The organism is Nonomuraea sp. NPDC050153, from assembly GCF_044460125.1.
Taxonomy (GTDB): domain Bacteria; phylum Actinomycetota; class Actinomycetes; order Streptosporangiales; family Streptosporangiaceae; genus Nonomuraea.
In genome coordinates, this window is sequence record NZ_JBITJQ010000019.1 from 146,346 (window position 1) to 164,974 (window position 18,629).

Here is an 18,629-nt window from a genome sequence, read left to right on the forward strand (position 1 = left end):
GACGCTGGTCACCGGCGACGGCTGCGCAGCGAGGAGCTTCAATCGTCGCTGCCTAAATTCAGCTCGATACATTCACCGTGGATGTCTCATCGTCTCAAGCCGCCGGAGGGGCAATCGAGCGAGTCGTAGGCCGATCTGCTGCACGATGCCAAGCGGCGAAGCATGCGCGCGCCGGTGCTGGCCATCGGCGACGGCACGGCTCTGGCTATCGTTCCGGGTCTCCTTCGCGGGATTCCAGAGTACGAAGCAGCGGCTCCAATTCCGACTCCCCGCGGTTGAGGATTATGTCGGTCAACCGCTGCTCGAACCATGCGGAGCGAGGATCGAACCCATGGCGCCTGAGCGCCGCACTGTAGGCCGCCGGGATCTCTACGTCAATCGAATTTTCGGTGGCGGATGCGATTTGTCCGATGAGAGTCCGCAAACTTTCAGTTAGGCTGCACCCAAGTTCAACATCGTGGCCCGTTGCCTCGCGGGCAAAGAAGCCGCCCTGCTCAGCGCGCCACCGCAGGAAAACCATCGACTTCCGTGCCTCTGGGGCGATTGTTGAACCTTCGGCATGCCACGGGCAGACCTCATTGATGACGTACGTGCACCACGCGATAAAGGAACGCGGATCGGCCTCTTGGCTTGACCAACCCCAGTCGATAACACATCCGCATGGATGTTCAAACGGCGTCCAGTAGATATCGCCCGTGCTGTTAGGGGATTGGGTCCTTTCCTCAGTTTGGGCCATGCGTTCAGAGACCGATCCGAAGGCATGCTCGATAAGAGGATCGCCAGCCTCATGGGCTCGTTGCGCCCAACTCGTTGCCTCATCGATGTCTCCATGTTCGAGCAGGTGAAGTGCGAACCGGCCCATCGCGTACGGGGCGCCGCCGTCGGCGGCTTTAGCCAGCCATGCCCCTGCCCGTGCCGTGTCGCCGCGGTCGTCCATAATGAGGGCGAGGTAGAACATGGCGTCGTGGTTCCCGGCGTCGGCGGCCGGTTCAAGCCAGCGAACGGCCTCGTCGTATCTGTCGAGATCCCACAGCATCGCCCCAAGTTGAGCCATGGCCTGGATGTTGCCGAACCCCGCGGCTTGGTTCAGCCACGTGTAGGCCGTGTCGGACTCGCCCAAGGCGCGATGTACCTCGCCAAGCCTGGCAGCGGCATCGGCGAAGTTATTGAGATAGGTCTGACGGATCTTTCTTCCCGGCGCGTCTTGGTCGCCGTCACCGGCTAGGAGGTGGGGCAGGACGTAGGCGGCCTCGGCTTGGGCGTGATCGGCTGCCTTTCGGAACCAATCACGCGCGCCTTCCAAGTCTCCGTGGTTCCGCAGGAATGTTCCTAGAAAGAGCGAACCATAGCCGTTTGGATCTTGAGCGGATCGTTCGTACCAGTAACGTGCGGAGTCCAGGTCGCCGTCGTCCTCAAGTTCACTTCCCCAGCCAGCCATCGCACCAGGATCTCCGGCTTCGGCTCCGCGCCGCAGCCATGACCTCGCGCCATCCAGGTCGCCCAGTTCCTTGTGGACGACGGCCAGCATCCCGGCCGCAGCAACATGTCCAACATCGTGTGCCTTCAGGAACCATGTCCGGGCCGACTCCAGGTCACCCTGATCGTAATGCGCCATGGCGAGGGCGAAGGCGAAGAGGGCATCCCCATCCCCAGCATCGGCCACACGCGTCAGAGCAGGGATGACGTACTGCACGAGGCCGTACATCATCGCTCGCATTCCTACTTGGGCGCAGGCGTCCAAGTCCGTCTCGGCGACGAGGATGTCCCATGGAGTGTCCGGCACGCGCCTGGCCGTGCTCCACTTTCTGGATTCGTGGTAGACGAGCACGTCTGAGACAGCGTAGCCATCCAGTTCGCCGACCTTGAGAGCTGACGGAGACATGGGGGCCACCTCGCCGAGTACGGGCCTGCAAGCCCAGCTGATCGCCGAGGCGAACCAGTCTGGTTCCGCAAGCGCGCGCTGAGCTGGCGTCAGATATTCCTCTGCAAGGCGTTGCAGCAAGCTGGGTGGAATCACGTCAGGGTGGCCACAGAATCGGGCCTCCACAGCAGCTGTGATCACTGCCGCTCCCATCGCGTTGCCGGGAGCCGCCCGGCGGCGAAGCAGCTCCGGTGCGCATGCCAACACTGCTGGGGGTGCGCCGTCGCCAACGGCCGCCGCCGCCTCCTTGACGCGTGGATCGACGAGGGCGATCTGGAGAGTTCGGGCAGCTTCCGAGTCTGAGAAACGCTCAGGGAGATCGATAAGCTGCGCCAAGCTGAGAACGGCCCGCGCCTCTCCACTCGTGCTCATCATCCCGCTGGCGCTGGCTAGTTCGTGGAAACGTTCATAGTCAGTGGACCACAGAGTGCCCATCAAAACGATTGGCTCTTGCGTGTTTCCCAGGAGCCTTCGCACCGTGCCGCTTGAGAGACGCCCGGATTCGAGAAAGCCAGCGAGACGGTCAAGCCAGATCACACAACGACCGAGCGGGATCCCAGAGTCGATCAAAGAAACCAGGTCGTCAGGAGACGGCGGCAGGATGAAGCCCCACTCCGGCAGCACTGCGCGAATCGCTTCGAAGGCACTGCGCGTCTTGCCTGCGGTTGCGGCACCGAGTAGGACCGCAAAGCCTCCGCCGCTGCGGGCACCTTCGAGGTACCTGCGCAATTCGGCATCGATGTCTCGTGGGATGTAGGTCGGGAGCTCAGGCGAGAGCTCCTCACTGGCCTGCTTCGGAAGTGGTCTCGCAGCATGGATTCCAAGAACGGCGCGGTTGGTCACGTCGCAGACCCTGGGCAAGGCGTCACCGAGGCGCACGAACCAGTCTAGGTAATCGCTGTCTACGGGTTCGCCGCTGGTGCCGGCTGTGGTGACTGCGTCAATCGCTCCTAGGCGTCGCAGCACTCGCTGCTCGTGTGCCTGTTTCATGGCCAAGAGCCGATCGACTGTCCAGGTCTTCGGCTGGGAGTCGATGAGTTGATGATGGTGGCTGCACAGCAGGATGAGGTTATCGCAGCGGTTGCGTTCCTCAGGGGTGAGAGGCGAGACGCCACGGGGTCCGTTCGGGCTGTCTCCCACGATGTGCGCGATCTCGCCTAGCGAAGCGATCTGATCGACCACGCTTGGCTCGGCGGTTAGTGCCCGGCGACACCCGGGAAACGCGCAAACACCCCCAGAGCGCTGAAGAAGCTTGCGTTGCTCAGCCACTGGAACGGCCATGTTAACCCTCCCTTCAGAGCCACAGCAGCTGCCCTGCGGCGACGCGCGGCCTACGTCCTACCAACAGCCCGCGAGGCGACTGCCCGACCCCTCAGGATTCTCCCGCACATCCAGGTTCCTCAAGGAACTTTGAAACCGCTCGGATCTGATTGTCTGACGAAGGCGTGGCTATGCATCCATCCTGGCCGAAGGTACGCCACAGGCCCAGCGCCCAGAGTGGCCACAGCCGCGCCACGAAAACAGGCGACAACTGGGCCGCGCTTTCGCTGCTGTAATGAAGCGCCGACACCAGAGTCATCCGGCGGAGCACCGGATTACGGCGGAGGCCGCGCAGGGCCGATCCGAGATGCACCAGCACGTTCAATTCCAGCGGGCCGTGCACCCGCGGTTCCCGGACCCGCAAGGCGACGAGCACGCACAGCACCTGCAGCACGACCACCACACGCAGCGACCACGCGCCGACGACCACGCCACCTATGGCTGCCGCCAGCGCGAGCGCGATCCCGAGCAAGGCCATGAGCGGGCAGCTTGAGACCGAGCCCAAAGACGCATTTACAGCACAAATTGAATAGTCAAGGCCATGCAATCAGCATCGGGGTATCGCCACCGACGCCATGGTTACATGCTCGGTGGTTGCTCTTCGGCCCGCGATACGGGCTAGCACCGGGCGGCATTCTTGGACATTTTGAAAGCGACATTTGCGGGCGGAGCGATACAATAAAATACGCCTTTTAATCCGTAGGTTCCGGGTTCGAGCCCCGGGCGCCCTACCACCCCCACCTGCGGTTCCTTCCCCTATGGGAAGGTTTCTTGCTGATCGTAAGACACATGTGGGTCACACCTGGGTCACTTCGTCATGCCGCCGCCTTCCGGAGATTGCGGGCGGTCCTGCGCCTTGCCCAGGACCAGCCGCGCGATCGCCTGGGCTGAGCGGTGATACACCTCTGGCAGCACCGAGGTGTAGATGTCGGAGATCACCATGATGCTGCTGTGTCCGAGCGTGCCTTGCACGACCCGCAGGTCGGAGCCGCAGGCCAAGGCGAGGGTGGCGGTGCCGTGGCGCGGGTCGTGCAATCGGATCGGGGGCAGAACGCTCGCGTGCACGAGGTTACGGAACCGGACGGTGAGACCTGGGGTTTCCCGCGATTCTGTAGTCGAGTCGTTTGATGGTGAGTCATGGTGAGACACTTGTGAGTCACGTGCCGGCGCGTGCGTTGTTCACCTTGCGGGTGCACGAGAGCCTGCGATACACAGCCTCACCAGCCGGGCGAGAATTTCCCAAACGGCGTGCTGTTGCCCGCCACACGGCTACGTCTCTAGCTTCATAGCCCTCGGCATCGTTCGAAGGAGACGGGTTCGGGTGGACGACAAGGTCTGGGTTGTGATCGTGATCGGGCTGTTCTCGATCATTGTGGCGCTGGCCGCCGGTATCCTGCGGAGCATCGGTGGTGACCGGGTTCCCGCGGTGATCCAGGGCGGAGCCGTAGCGTTCGTCACCACGATGACATTGGGGCTGGTCGTGGCAAACGCGCTGGGGGTCGTGTGAGCGGCACGCGTGCCGCTGTGGCCGAGGGTCACCGGCTGACCAAGGTGTGGGATGCGGTCGACGGGCTGACCGGGCTCGTCTCCCCGTTGGTCGCGTATCATCTGGCGCTGCGTGTGTTCTTCCTGCACGGCTTGAGGAAGCTGCAGGAGGCGGACCCGGCACCGTCCTGGCCGACGTGGGAGAGTCTGATCGCCCGTGCAGGCGGCCAAGGTGCCAGACAGCCGCTGGCTCAACTGCTTTCGAAGGTACGGCTACCGGAAGAGAACCTGCAGGGACGTTCCCGCTCGACGGAGGACATCGTCTCGCTCAGCCCGTCCCCCGCGGCAGAGCGGCAGTTGGGGGCGCTCGTTTTGGCGCTGGATTCGGTGGACGAGTCTCATGACCTGTTCGAGGACTGTTTGGAGCGGTTCTCCACCCGGTATGGGGTACGCGGCGAGTACTACACAGCCCGCGCGATCACCGAGCTCATGGCAAGTATGCTCGCGCCGCTGGAAACGGATCGGATTCTCGATCCGGTGTGTGGATCGGGAGGATTCCTCTTCGCAGCGGCACGGCATGTAGCGGCAGGGCCCATCGCAGGACACTCCCCTGTGCTGCATGGCCTGGACGTCAATAACGAAGCCCGCCACATTGCCATGATGCGCTTGGTCCTACACGGCCTCGATGCGGACATCGGCCTCGGCCCCGTGGACACCTTGCACAACGGCCTTGCACCCTCCTCGTTCGACGTAGTGCTCGCCAATCCGCCGTTCAACATGCCCAACTGGGACTACAACGACAAGCTCCGCAACCACCCGTGGGCCTATGGCCCCCCTCCCAAGGGGAACGCCAACTTCGCCTGGCTGCAGCGCATCCTGGAGACACTCAACGCCACGGGACGAGCAGGCGTGTTGCTCGCCGCCGGCGCGGCGACCGGCTCACGTGTTGGTGAACGGCTCATCCGTCAGCGGTTGCTGGAGGACGACGTGGTGGCCGCGATCGTGGCGCTGCCCGGCAAGATCTTCCGACACACCAAGACAGCCGCGTGTGTCTGGCTGCTGAGCAAGGACAAGAGCGCGAACTCGCATTGGGGGCGTAATCCTCGCCAGGAACAGGTTTTGTTCATCGATGCCGGTCGTACGGCCGAACGCGTCGACGGCAGGCAGCACGTGCTGTCCCGAGCCGGAGCGGACCGGATCCATCGCACGGTGTCAGCCTGGCGTGGGATCGGCACCGAGGCGTATGAGGACCAGGAGGGCTGGTGTCGCTCCGTCACGCTGGAGGAGATAGCCGCCCGGAACCATGACCTCCTGCCGACCCGCTACGTCAAGACCATCGCGCCCAAGTCCCCGTCCACGGAGATCGAGGCGCTGACGCGCGAGTTGTACGGGCATTTCGACCAGGCCACCCAGCTCGAACGGCGGCTACGCGAACTTCTGGAGAAGGGCTGAGCGGAGGCCGACATGGACAGAAGGGTCGTGGACGAGCACGGATGCGCCTGGTACCGACTCGGCGCTCTGCCGGGTGTCGCCTCGATCACCTACGGCGTCGACCGTGCCGGGCCGAACCTGCAGGGCGGAGTTCCGCTGTTGCAGGCGGGGCACATCAGCGACGGGCGCATCCGCGTTCACCAGCCTGCCTCCATCAGCCAGGAGGAACACGCGGCGTGCACCCGGTCGTGGCTCCATGCCGGGGACATCGTGATCGTCCTGGTCGGCCGGGTCGGCGATGCCGCCGTCGTCACACCGGGAGAACATGAGTGGAATGCGGCTCGCTCTGTTGGCGTCGTCACCTGCACCGAACAGGGACGCCGCGACGGCATCGGCTCTTGGGTGTCCTTTTGGTTGAGGAGTCCTGTCGCACGAGCCTGGTGCCTCGAACATTCCGCAGGTACGGCTCGGGCTTCGCTCAGCGTGACAGCGCTCAGAGATCTCCCCGTGCCAATGCCGCCGACGGCTGACCGCACCCGGATTCATAGCCTGCTGCGTGTCATCGACGAGAAGAAGGCCGTCAATGAGCGGATCGCGGAGTGCGCGGTGAAGCTGGCCGACGCCTACTTCGCCGACATACCCGCTACGGATCTCAGCCGGGACCGAACACCCCTTGCCGACGTGGCGAAAGTGAGCACCGGCGTGGGCCGCCCGACACAAGATGACCAATCACCAGCAGTGGGATGGGTCACATCGGCCGAGGTCCTGCAGAGCGCCCTCCCCCACCTGGACCAGGTCGCCCGTGTGATCGCTGCGTCATCGAAGCACATCGTTCAGCCAGGATCCCTTTTGATCGCCTCGACACCCGACGGAGTACAGACTGTCGAGACCCTTGTTCCCGTGATTCCCAGCCGCGGCATGCTCGCCGTCAGTCCGTTCCACGAGTCCGATCGCATGTGGCTCCTGCACGATCTGCGGGCCAGAGCTTCTGAGCTCGTGCTGACGGCCCAGGGGCGGCAGGCTCGTGAGCTCAGCAGGGGGATATTTGAGCAGCAAACTGTCCGATGGCCTGATCAAGCGGTGCGAGAGTCGTTCGGGCGCATTGCCGGACCGCTCCATGAGCGGGCGAAGCTGGTGACCGCGGAGAATCGCACCTTGGGCTCCCTCGCCAGAGCGGCATGGCGTGAGATGACTCCCCCAAGCGACTGGCCACCTGGCGACTCATAGCCTCCGACCCCGAAGAAGAGGAACAAGTAAGCGACTGAGAATCCTCAGAATGGGGCATCGGGAAGCGGCTGCGATAAGCGTGGCGATGAGACCTCCGATTCGAGGCCAATTATCGATGGCAAACGGGCTTCCAGGGAGCGCTACTGCGGATACTGCCGGGCTCGACCTGCGATTCCTATACCAACTCCCAAGCGGCTGCTCGTCCGCTGAGCAACTGAAGCTAACAATTCGGGACGATCCGGCTTTCCTCTTGTTTCATCGTCATGCGTCTGGCAGGTTTCGAATGTTCAGGTCGAGAAAGGGTGATGTATGTACGAAGACGTTCGGCCGGTTGCCGAGCCACGAGCGTGGATGATTCGCGGTGGCAGGGAAGGGCAACGCGAGGCGCGGGCGCTGCAAGAGGGGCTGGTCATCGTGGGTTGGCATGAGGCCGGAGACCTCAGCCGCTTGACCTGCCCCGTTGATGCTGGACGGTCATGGCGTGCACCCAATGCACATCGATGAGCTGGTCGAGCACTGGACGATCCTGGACGAGGAACGCGGTCTGATCGCTGGGAAGCGTGGTCCCACGCGACTCGCTTTTGTGATCTTGCTGAAGTTCTACACCCGCTATGGCCTATTCGGACATCGTCCAGCCTGGTCTGCACGGCCCCAGCCGCCCTGACCGTGTGCGCTGCCAGGGCTCAGGGGGACTCCGGGGGCGCGAGGAGGTCGGAGATAAAGGCCCGTACGGTCGCCTGCATGTCAACCTCCTGGGGGTCTAGGAGCCACTGCAGTTGGACGCCGTCGAGCACGCTCAGCAGCAGCGTGGCCAGGGTCCGGGGCGGTATGGAAGGCCGGATCTCGCCGCGTGCGGTGGCCGCCTCGAAGGCGTCGGTCAGCAGTTCCCGGGCCATGCGGTAGCGGTCGCGGAAGTGCTCGTGTGCCGGATGCTCGGCGGAGGTCGCCTCCGCCGAGAGCATGCAGTGCAGTTCGGCCAGTCCCGGGTGCTCGATGTTCTCGGCGAGGATCCGCATCACATGGTCGGTGATGTCGGCGCGCGAGGGGGATGGAGGGATCGCGGTCTCCGCCACCAGAGCCGGACGGTCCCGTTCCTGGAGGACAGCAGCGAGGAGTGCGTCCTTGTCAGGGAAGTAGTAGGTCAGCCCGGCGGCGGTCATGCCGAGTTTTGCCGCCACGTCCTTGAAGGTCGCTCCGCGGTAGCCGGCGGTGCCGAAGAGTTCGGTGGCGGCTTCGATCGCTGCAGCCCTCACCCGGGCGCTCTTCGCATAGGGTCCCCTCGCGCTCGACACTACTGAACCAGCCTCCATCTGTGTGGGGTACTAGTCGGTAAAGAAATCTTACTCCGGTGAGATTTTAGATGCCTCAGGCCACGGCCATGCCGTCTTGACGGTAGCCGTCGCGGCCAATCCTGCCGAGCCAGCGCAGGCTCGGCTTCGGGGTGCGCACGAAGGTTTCGCGGTCTACGGCGATCAGGCCGAACGTGGGCCCCCAGTGCCCCCACTCGTAGTTGTCGAGCGCGGACCAGTGCAGGTAGCCGCGTACGTCGATGCCGTCGTTGACAGCGGCGAACAGGGCGCGTAGGGCCTCGGAGATGTACTGGATGCGGCGCTCGTCGTCGTGGGTGGCGATGCCGTTCTCGGTGACGATGATCGGGGTCCCTCTCGTCACCTGGGCGGCGTTGCGCACGGCGATGCCGAGGGCGTCGGGGCGGTAGGCCCAGCCGGTGAGGGTGTTGTTCGGATGCGCCGGGTGGGGGACGACACCGCTCGCGTCGACGATCTGGCTGGTGTAGGCCTGCACGCCGGTGAAGTCGTCGCCTCGGGAGTGCTCAAGATAGAAGTCCTCCCAGGCGTACTTCACCTCGCCGAACTTCGCTTCGCTGCCGGGAGCGGGGGTGAGCGCCTGGCAGGCGACCGTCCAGCCGGTCTTGGCGTCGGTGCGGGTGTGGAGGATGTCCTGGGCGACGGCGTGGGCCTTGGCCAGGACGGCTCCGATCTCGAGGTCGGGGGTGGGCAGGCCCTTGTTGGCCTCCGACGCGACGGTCATCGAGGTCGCCCGGCCCGAGATGAACCGGTCGACCAGGCGTGTCGACAGGGTCAGGATGTTGGGCTCGTTGATGGTGCACACCCAGGGAACGTCCCGGAGGATCGTGGCCGCCTGCTCCACATAGCGGGCGAAGCGATCGACGCCTCTGTCTCCCTGCCAGCCGCCTTCCTGGATGAACCAGAGCGGGTGGGTGAAGTGCTGGAGGGTGATGACGGGAGTGAGACCCAGGTCGAGCGCTCCGTCGATCATGCGACGGTAGTGGGCCAGGGCGGCGCGGGAGAACTCGCCGGGCTCCGGTTCGATCCGCGCCCATTCCAGGCCGAAGCGGTAGGAGTTGAGTCCGGCGTCGGCGAGCAGGCGCATGTCCTCGGGGTAGCGGTGGTAGCTGTCGACGGCGTCACCGCTGCGCTCCATGGCGCTGTGCTCATGGTTCTCGATCCACCACCAGTCGCTATTGGCGTTGTTCCCCTCGATTTGATGGGCGGATGAGGCAGCGCCCCACAAGAAGTTCGGCATGGGTTCCTTCGGTGACTAACGAGTCGTACAGGTAAATCGGTGGTGGCCGACGCCGCGGTGATGGACGTCGCCGTTGGGCAGGACGATCTCCGCGGTCGCGGTGGGGGGAACATCGACGTCGAGCGCGAAGTGGGCGTCGTCGAGGCGCCAGCTGACGTCGATCGAACCGCGAGGGGTGAGGTGGAGAAACTGAGCCGCCGTGAGTCCGCCGCCCAGGTACGGGTGGACGGTGAAGCGGTGCCAGCCCACTGAGGACGGGTCCTGCCGCAGCCCCGCCACGTACCCGTGGAGGAACTGGATCACCGCGCCCTTGCTGTAGTGGTTCAGGGAGGCGTGGGCAGTGCCGTCGGCATCGATGCCCTCCCACTCCTCCCACATGGTGGTCGCGCCTCGGTCGAGCATCCCCAGCCAGGAGGGGGTACCGCGGCGGAGCAGGAGGGTGTAGGCGAGGTCTGAGTGGCCGGCGTCGGCGAGAGCGGGCAGCAGGAGGCCAGTGGTGAGAAAGCCGGTGCCGAGCCGGTCGTCGTTCTCGTGAATGAGCGTGACGAGGCGATCTGTGGCAGCGTCGCGCAGTTCCTCCGGTAGGAGGCCGAAGGTGAGGGCGCGCACGTATGCGGCCTGGGAGTCCGAGGCGGTGCGTCCGCCGGGCCGCAGGAATTCGGTGCGCCAGGCGTCGCGTACGCGTCCGGCGAGGGCGCCGTAGTGGTCAGCCGCTTCCGGACGTTCGAGGACAGCGGCGATGGAGCTGAACCGGGTCAGTGAGCGGTAGAGGTAGGCGGTGGCAACCTCGCCCTGGTCGGCGGCCATCACGCTCTCAAGGGAGAGCGGCGGGTCGTCGGGACGCCGCGGCTCACACCATTCACCGAAGTGGAACGGGCCGTCCCAGATGTACTGCTCATGAGGCGCGGGTGCGGCGGTGCGGGAGGGATGACGGATCTCCCTGGCGCAGCGCAGGGCGTACTCGATCCAGGCCCACATGCTCTGCCAGCTGTCCGCCAGGATCCCGGTGTCGCCGTACTCGGTGTACAGCGTCCACGGCACGTCGATCAGGGCGTCGCCCCAGCCTGCGGAGCCGCCGCCGACCAGCCCCTGGTGGTCCGGATGGTTCCGCATCCGCTCAGAATCCGGGGAGAACATGGCGGGCAGCCCGTTGTCGAGCTGGTCGTCGCGGACGGAGTGCAGCCACTTCCGGCTGAAGCCGTCGATGTCGTAGAGGCGTGCGGCGACCGGGGCGAACAGGCCGAAGTCCCCGGTCCAGCCGGAGCGTTCACGAGTGGGGCAGTCGGTGGGGATGTCGACAATGTTGCCGCGGAAGCTCCAGTCGGCCGCGTGGTGAAGCCGTTCGAGGTCGAGGTTGCTGCAGGTGAACCAGCCGCGTCGCGGCAGGTCGGTGTGGACCGCGACGACGGTGATGTCGTCGGCGCTCAGGGCGCGGCCGGGGTGGGTGACGCGGATGTAGCGGAAACCGTGGATGGTGTGGCGCGGCTCGAACACCTCGCCTTCCTCGCCACTGGCGGTCACCTCGTCGACCTGGCCGAAGGGCAGGGGCGCGATGTCGAGGTGGGCAGTGGTCAGGTCTCCGTCTGGTGCGAGGTGTTCGCCGAATTCGAGGCGGGTGTGCGCTCCCCGTGCGCCGAGGTTGCGCAGGCGCAGCCAGCCGGAGATGTTCTGGCCCGCGTCCACGATCGACACGTCCGTGCCGAGCAGCGTGACGGAGCGGGGCCACCACTCCTCCACCCGGCGTACGGGCGGCGCGGGGGACCAGCTTGGGGTCGGGGCCGTGACAGCATCGACCAGGACAGGCTCGCAGAGCTCGTCCTCGCCGGGGCGGATTCGCAGGTCGCTCGCCTGTCCGCGCATCAGGTCCGCTCGCGTGATCGGCGACGGCCTGGCGGACCAGTCCGACCCGGTCATGGCGACCGTCGTGGTGGTCCCGGCAGTGTCCTCGGTCTCCACCTGGGCTCGTACGGCAAGCGTTTCGCCCCAGGCGTTCCGCACCTGCCGGCCACCGTTCCGGCCTCGGAACCAGCCGTCCGAGACGGTCAGGACGATCGTGTTGCGGCCAGGTCGCAAAAGGGAAGTCACGTCATACGCCTGGGCATGAAGCGTCGCCTGGTAGCTGGTGAAGCCGGGGGTCAGCTCGATGTCGCCGACCCGGGACCCGTTCACCAAGACCTCGTACACGCCCAGGGATGTCGCGTACAGGCGAGCGCTCGGGGGGAGCTCGGCGAGCTCGAACGAGGTGTCCAGCTCCCAGGCTCCGTGGTCGACGGCGTCGATGTCGCGATCCGGCGGCGAGATCCACCGGCCTGCCCAGTCCTCCTCATGCCAGAGCGCCGAGCGCACCGTCAGCGTGTCCGACCAGGGGGACCCGCTGTCGTCCGCCACCCGCACACGCAGGTCCACGCGTGTGCGGCTCGGTATCGGCGACCAGGGCCAGGCGAGCCGCGGCACGCCGTCGCGGGTCCGGTGGCGTTGCGGAGCACCACCGTCCCAGGACGTCTCGACCTCGTACGCCGAACACTCCGCCCGACCGGCAGGCGGCCGCCAGCTGAGCACGGGCGTGCGCGTCGACAGGACTCCCGTGCCGGGCTGTTCGCAGGCGGACCACCAGGTGGGGGCGGGAGTCTGCTGCATGATGCCGTCTCTCCTTCCGTCAGCGGCCTTCAGCGGACGCCTCGTACGCGGCGCACGAGCAAGCCTCCGGCGATGGCGACGATGCCTCCGGCCAGGTACAGGACTGGATATCCACCCAGAGCCGTCATCCCGCCCAGCGTCATGACGGCTGGTGCGATCATCGGGCCCAGGGAGCGCGGGAGCCCGTCCGCGATGGTGAAGAAGGACATGTACTTGGCGTTGGCCCCGTCGCCGCCCGGCAGCACGCCCATGACCAGCACCCCGTCGGTGGGGATGAGGAAACCGTTCGCGAAGGTGAGGAGTGCGCTGCCGACGAAGAAGACCGGGACCGACGGGGCGAAGGCGATGATGGCGCTTCCCGCGGCCAGCATCAGCGCGGCAACCAGGACCAGCCGCTTGCGGCTTCGCACCTTGTCCGTGACGAAGGAGCCCACGACCGTGCCGACCAGGCCGCTGGCCATGCCGAGCACGCTGTTGATGGAGATCAGCGAGGGCAGTTCCTGCGGGCTCACCTTCAGGTGGTCGGTGAGGAGGTAGATGGTGAACACGCCGGTGAACGCGATGCCAAGGGTGATGAAGAACCGGCTGATCCAGACCCAGGAGAAGTCCGGGGCGCTCTTCGGGTTGAACCGGTATCCGCCCACCACGGTGCGCAGGAGCGATTGCGGCGGCACCTGCGCCGGGTCGAGCCTGCGGTCTCGGTAGAGCGCCATCCCGACCACCAGGCCCAGGAGGTACAGGGGCACACCGCCGGCGGCGAGGACGAACTGGTTGTCGATGAACTGCGGCCCCACGATGCCGGCAAGGAGGGCGGCCAGTACACCCATCATGGACGCGAATCCGACGACGCGTCCCCGCGCATGCTCGGGGATGGTGTCGGGGGTCATAGCCGCGTGGGACGCTCCATAGAGAGCCTGCCCGACGGCGAGGACGACCAGCGCTGCGAAGACGGCGGGCAGACTGTCGGCAAGGCCGAGCAGTACGAGCCCCAGCATCGCGAGCAAGCCGCCGATGACCATGCCAGGCCGGCGCATGCCGAATCGGGATGTGGTGCGATCGCTCAGCGCCCCGAAGAGCGGGCCGAGGATCATTCCGCCGAACGCCGAGATCCCCGTGGCGATGCCGAGCGCCGTCTCCTTATTGTCCGGGGCGATGCGCGCCATGATGATCGGAAGGGCGATCAGGGCGGGCATCATGGCGGCGGCGGTGCTGCCGAAGATCGTGATCAGGATGGCGACCACGGCTCGCTTGGACACCTTCTCGACCGGCGTCTCGTCGGCTACGTCGGTCGCCACGCCACGGATGTCGTCCGGGGCGGGCTCAATGGGGCGGAGCGCAGGTGTTGCCGGGGCCAACTCCGGCTGCGGCTCAGGCTGGGACATCGCAGATCTCCCGTGATCAGCGAAGGAAATCTAGCCGTAGCTAGATATTGACGTGGGGGAAACGTAGCAACAAAATCTGGCTACGCATAGATTTTCGTTTGGCCCAAGTCCGCATGACCCCCGAGGCGCCGGCCCGGAGGGGCCGGGGGACCGGATCGAGCCGCCCCTTCCGACCGGTCGAGATATCGCATCCGCCCGGCTGCCCAGCCCCAGTCCCTGTCAATCGTCGAGAGAGGCGAACCGTTGAGAGCCGACAGTACCCACCTGACCTCCATGCGCGTCCACGTCCAGAAGGCCGTGGACGAGGGAGCCTGGCCGGCCGCGCAGTTCGCCGTCGCCCGCCACGGCGAGGTCCTGGCCTTCGAGTCCTTCGGTGAGGCGCGGGACAGCGACCGCTTCTGCCTGTTCTCCTCCACCAAGCCGATCGTGGCGTCCGTGATGTGGCAGCTCTTCGGCGAGGGGCTCATCACCCTCGACACAAAAGTGGCCGAGGTGTGGCCCGAGTTCGCCGCGCACGGCAAGGACACCGTCACCCTCGAACACGTCCTGCTGCATACCTGTGGGCTTCCCAACGCCGCCGTAGACCCCGCGTCGCTGGCCGACAGGGAGACGCGGACGGCGGCCATGGCCGAGTGGCAGCTCGAGTGGGAGCCGGGGACGCGTTTCGAGTACCACCCCTTCTCGGCGCACTGGGTGCTGGCCGAACTGATCCAGCGGCTGACCGGCCAGGACTACCGCGAGGCACTGCGCACCCGGATCCTCGACCCGCTCGGCCTCGACCGCTTCGAGCTGGGCGTGCCCAAGGAGCGGCAGGGAGACCTCCAGCGTGTGGTGGCGACCGGTGAGTATCCGATGGAGGCGTTGGAGGTTATCCTCGGACGTCCGATCGATGTCCGTGTCCTGGAAGCGAGCGACGCCGCGGCGCGGGCCGTCGCCAACGATCCGGATCTGGTCGCCCTCGGCGTCCCAGGCGCCAACGCCTTTTCCAACGCGGCTGGCGTGGCCCTCTTCTACCAGGAACTGCTCCACAACACCTCCGGTCTGTGGCGGCCGGAGGTGCTGGCGGACGCCACCGGCCGGATCCGGAACACTTTTCCCGCTGACCCCTCGCGGTCGGACGCTCCTGCCAACCGGAGCATCGGCATGATCATCGCTGGTCCGGACAACGGCGCCACCGTGCAGCTCCCGGGATACGACACCCCGCTGCAGGCGCGCCCGTACGGGGGCCGCACCTCACCCCGGGCCTTCGGCCATCCCGGAGCAGGCGGTCAGGCCGCGTGGGCGGACCCCGAGACGGGCCTTTCCTTCTGCCTGCTGACCAGCGGGATGGACCGCGACATGGTGCGCGACTTCCAGCGGCACATCGCGATCGAGTCACTCGTCCCCGAGTGGGCGTGACGGCAGCCGGTCCCCAGCACCACTTCATCACCGAGGAACCCATGACATCCGAACAGCTCAGCCTCACCGAGCAGGCCTCCCTTACCTCCGGCGCCAGCCCATGGACGACCACCGCCGTCCGGGACGTCGTGCGCACCCTGCACGTCTCCGACGGCCCGCATGGGCTACGGCACAGCAAAGAGGAGGAGAACATCGCCTTCCCCGACGCTGTGCCCGCCACCTGCTATCCGCCGGCGGTCACCATGGGCTCCAGCTGGGATCCCGGCCTGTTGCACCGGATCGGGGCCGCCGTCGCCCGGGAGGCGTCCGCGCTCGGCGTCGATGTGGTGCTCGGTCCTGGCCTGAATATCAAGCGCAGCCCGCTGTGCGGACGCAACTTCGAGTACTTCTCCGAGGACCCGCACATCAGCGGTGTCATGGGCGCGGCCCTGGTGAACGGCATCCAATCCCTGGGCATCGGCGCGTGCGTGAAGCACTTCGCCGTCAACAATCAGGAGACGGACCGGATGCGGGTCAGCGCGGATGTCGACGAACGCACCCTGCGGGAGTTGTATCTGCCGGCCTTCGAGCACATCGTGCGGGAGGCGAAGCCGTACACGCTGATGAGTTCCTACAACCGGGTCAACGGCGTGTACGCGAGCGCGAATCCGTGGCTCCTGACGCAGGTGCTGCGTGAGGAGTGGGGCTTCGACGGCCTGGTGATGTCCGACTGGGGAGCCGTCGTCGACCGGGTCGCCTCGCTCGCCGCGGGCTGTGATCTCCAGATGCCGCCCAGCGGCACCGACCACCGGATCGTGGCGGCCGTCGAGGAGGGACGTCTGGACCCGGAGATCGTCGCGACCACGGCACGCCGCTTCCTGAAGCTCCAGGAGCGGGTGGACCGGGCCCAGCGGTTCGAGGACTGGGACGAGGACGCCCATCACGAACTGGCACGTGAAGCGGCCGGCGCGGGCGCAGTGCTGTTGAAGAACGAGGACGGTCTGCTGCCGCTCGACTCGACGGCGCGGCTGAAGGTGGCCGTCATCGGCGAGTTCGCCCGCACTCCGCGCTACCAGGGCCATGGCAGCTCCCGGGTGAATCCCACCCGTCTCGACAACGCCTGGGACGCGTTGCGTGCCGCGGCCGGGCCGGAGCTGGAACTGATCTTCGCCCCCGGCTTCTCCCTGGACAGCACAGCAGATCCAGCACTGTCGGAGGAGGCAGTGGCCCGCGCGGCAGAAGCGGATGTGGTGCTGCTCTTCCTCGGTCTGCCGGACGAGTCGGAGACCGAGGGCGAGGACCGTACCGACATCCTGCTGCCGGCCGACCAGGTCGAGCTGGTGAGCGCTGTGTCCGCGGCATGTTCGCAGGTCGCGGTGGTGCTGTCGAACGGCGCGACGGTCTCGGTGAGCGAGTGGCAGGGCGACGTGCAGGCCGTACTCGAGACCTGGCTCGGCGGCCAGGCGGGCGGCGCGGCCGTGGCTGACGTGCTGTTCGGGGCCGTGAATCCCGCGGGCAAGCTCACCGAGTCCATCCCGCTGCGCCTCCAGGACGTCCCCTCCTACCTGTACTTCCCCGGGCAGGACGGTCACACCGTGCACGGTGAGGGCCGCTACGTCGGCTATCGCCACTACGACACGCTGGACGCGCCCGTCGCCTACCCCTTCGGTCATGGGCTGAGCTACACGACGTTCGCCTACAGCGGCCTGGACGTCGAGCAGACCGGCGACAACGAGTGGATAGTCCGCGCCACCGTCACCAACACCGGCACCCGCGCCGGAGCGGAGGTCGTCCAGCTCTACGTCGCCTTCGACGAGGCGCGCCCCACCCGGCCCCGGCACGAACTGCGCGGTTTCACCAAGCTCGCGCTGCAGCCTGGAGAGTCGGGGCCGGCGGAGTTCCGGCTCACCGGCCGCGACCTGGCCTGGTGGTCGACCCGCCGCGGCGGCTGGCGCATCGACTCCGGCGCCTTCACCGTCGAGATCGGCGCCTCCTCCCGCGACATCCGGCTGAGCATCGAGCTGCACACCCCGGGCGACGGCATCATCGACGAGCTGACCACCCAGTCTCTGTTCGGCGAATGGCTCAGCCACCCCGTCGGCGGCAGGCTGCTACGCGAACGCGTTGCCGCCCACCCCGGCACCGTCCAGCTCGACACGATCGGCCCCATGGCGATGAAGGTGGCCGGTCAGATCCCCTTCGACCGGTTCACCGGCCCGATGCTCGGGCTCGACGAAGAGGCCATCCACGCACTGGCCGCCGCGGCACGAGCCGAGGTCGGTGCCGCACAGCCCACCCCCTCGTCAGAGGAGCCACCCATGACCACGACGCATCCGCGCCACACGTTCCATCCCCAGCTCGCCGACCGGCTCAGGAAGTTCGCCGAGAAGCCGGTCGACAGCCTCACCGCCCGCGACTTCGAGCCGCTCGCCGAGCCGTACGGCCCGCGCGAGGAGTGGGAGTTGGCGATCGACGACCGCGAGATCCCGTCGCCGGAGGCGCCGATCCCGGTGCGCGTCTACCGGCCGGCCAGTCCCACGTCGTCCCCGCGACCATGCCTCGTCTGGCTGCACGGCGGCGCCTGGGTCGGCGGTGACCTCGACATGCCCGAGGCGCACGAGACCGCCCGCGGCGTCGCGGGGCGGGCGGATGCCGTCGTCGTCTCCGTCGACTACCGCCTGTGCGGTGCGGATGTGCACTTCCCCGCCCCACACGACGACGTCGTCGCCGCCTACCGGTGGGTCCGCGCCAACGCCGCGGACCTAGGCGTCGACCCGGCCCGCATCGCCGTCGGCGGAGCAAGCGCCGGCGGCAACCTCGCGGCCGGAGCAGCCCTGCGTTTGCGCGACGAGGGTGAAACCCCCTGGCAGGCGTTGCTCCTCTACCCGCTGGTGCACGCCCCGTTGCCCGAGCCTTCCGACGAACTGGCCGCCGCCCTGGCCGAACTCCCGGCCGCTTTCAACCTGCTCACCAAGCACGCGGACCAGGTGTTCCGCGCCTACCTGGGCGACGAGCCGATCGAGACAGCGTCCCCTTATGCCTTCCCTGGCCTGGCGAAGGACCTGAGCGGTTTCCCGCCCACCTACGTCGACAATGACGAGTTCGACCACCTGCGCAGCAGCGGCGAACTCTTCACCGAGCAGCTCCGTGCCGCCGGGGTGGATGTCGAGCAGGCGCTCTCGGCAGGAGTGCTGCACGGGCACCTGAACCTCGTGGGCCTCGACACCGCGCACGCCACGCTCGACCGGATGGCAGCCCGCCTGCGCAAGCGCTGACGAGCTACC

The 18,629-nt window shown here is 66.7% G+C and carries 12 protein-coding genes; 5 read left to right on the forward strand and 7 right to left on the reverse strand.

The window, feature by feature from the left end:
• Positions 1-205 precede the first annotated feature (205 nt).
• The 3 genes from ACIBQ1_RS37030 to ACIBQ1_RS37040 form a co-directional block, all read right to left on the reverse strand.
• Positions 206-3,103, reverse strand: coding sequence for a tetratricopeptide repeat protein (locus ACIBQ1_RS37030; protein ID WP_397284121.1), 2,898 nt, complete (start codon positions 3,101-3,103; stop codon positions 206-208).
• A gap of 190 nt (positions 3,104-3,293) precedes the next feature.
• Positions 3,294-3,719: a hypothetical protein gene (locus ACIBQ1_RS37035; protein WP_397284123.1), complete on the reverse strand. Its 426-nt coding sequence runs from the start codon at positions 3,717-3,719 to the stop codon at positions 3,294-3,296.
• A 329-nt stretch (positions 3,720-4,048) separates the two neighbouring features.
• Entirely contained in the window at positions 4,049-4,306 is a 258-nt protein-coding gene (locus ACIBQ1_RS37040; protein WP_397284125.1) for a hypothetical protein, read from the reverse strand.
• Positions 4,307-4,562: 256 nt separating this feature from the next.
• Here ACIBQ1_RS37040 and ACIBQ1_RS37045 point away from each other — a divergent pair, with 256 nt between their 5' ends.
• The 3 genes from ACIBQ1_RS37045 to ACIBQ1_RS37055 are packed head-to-tail and all read left to right on the forward strand — an operon-like array spanning position 4,563 to position 7,384.
• Positions 4,563-4,748 (forward strand): hypothetical protein, encoded by a 186-nt coding sequence (locus tag ACIBQ1_RS37045; protein ID WP_397284127.1) that lies wholly within the window; start codon positions 4,563-4,565, stop codon positions 4,746-4,748.
• Positions 4,745-6,178, forward strand: a complete 1,434-nt coding sequence (locus ACIBQ1_RS37050) for an N-6 DNA methylase (RefSeq protein ID WP_397284129.1) — start codon at positions 4,745-4,747, stop codon at positions 6,176-6,178. The genes ACIBQ1_RS37045 and ACIBQ1_RS37050 overlap by 4 nt, the downstream gene beginning before the upstream one ends.
• 12 nt (positions 6,179-6,190) lie before the next feature.
• On the forward strand, positions 6,191-7,384 hold the full coding sequence (locus ACIBQ1_RS37055) for a hypothetical protein (RefSeq protein ID WP_397284131.1): 1,194 nt from the start codon (positions 6,191-6,193) through the stop codon (positions 7,382-7,384).
• Between the two features lie 683 nt (positions 7,385-8,067).
• Here ACIBQ1_RS37055 and ACIBQ1_RS37060 read toward each other — a convergent pair.
• The 4 genes from ACIBQ1_RS37060 to ACIBQ1_RS37075 form a co-directional block, all read right to left on the reverse strand.
• On the reverse strand, positions 8,068-8,637 hold the full coding sequence (locus ACIBQ1_RS37060) for a TetR/AcrR family transcriptional regulator (RefSeq protein WP_397284133.1): 570 nt from the start codon (positions 8,635-8,637) through the stop codon (positions 8,068-8,070).
• Between the two features lie 112 nt (positions 8,638-8,749).
• Positions 8,750-9,949: a glycoside hydrolase family 1 protein gene (locus ACIBQ1_RS37065; RefSeq protein ID WP_397284135.1), complete on the reverse strand. Its 1,200-nt coding sequence runs from the start codon at positions 9,947-9,949 to the stop codon at positions 8,750-8,752.
• A 15-nt stretch (positions 9,950-9,964) separates the two neighbouring features.
• Positions 9,965-12,586 (reverse strand): family 78 glycoside hydrolase catalytic domain, encoded by a 2,622-nt coding sequence (locus ACIBQ1_RS37070; RefSeq protein ID WP_397284137.1) that lies wholly within the window; start codon positions 12,584-12,586, stop codon positions 9,965-9,967.
• A gap of 29 nt (positions 12,587-12,615) precedes the next feature.
• A complete protein-coding gene (locus ACIBQ1_RS37075; RefSeq protein ID WP_397284139.1) occupies positions 12,616-13,881 on the reverse strand; it encodes an MFS transporter in 1,266 nt (421 codons plus the stop codon).
• Positions 13,882-14,211: 330 nt separating this feature from the next.
• Here ACIBQ1_RS37075 and ACIBQ1_RS37080 point away from each other — a divergent pair, with 330 nt between their 5' ends.
• Together ACIBQ1_RS37080 and ACIBQ1_RS37085 are read left to right on the forward strand one after the other, a co-directional pair.
• Positions 14,212-15,366 (forward strand): serine hydrolase domain-containing protein, encoded by a 1,155-nt coding sequence (locus ACIBQ1_RS37080; protein ID WP_397284141.1) that lies wholly within the window; start codon positions 14,212-14,214, stop codon positions 15,364-15,366.
• Positions 15,367-15,407: 41 nt separating this feature from the next.
• The gene (locus ACIBQ1_RS37085) at positions 15,408-18,620 is read left to right on the forward strand and encodes a glycoside hydrolase family 3 C-terminal domain-containing protein (protein ID WP_397284143.1); all 3,213 of its coding nucleotides are present in this window, start codon (positions 15,408-15,410) and stop codon (positions 18,618-18,620) included.
• Positions 18,621-18,629 lie beyond the last annotated feature (9 nt).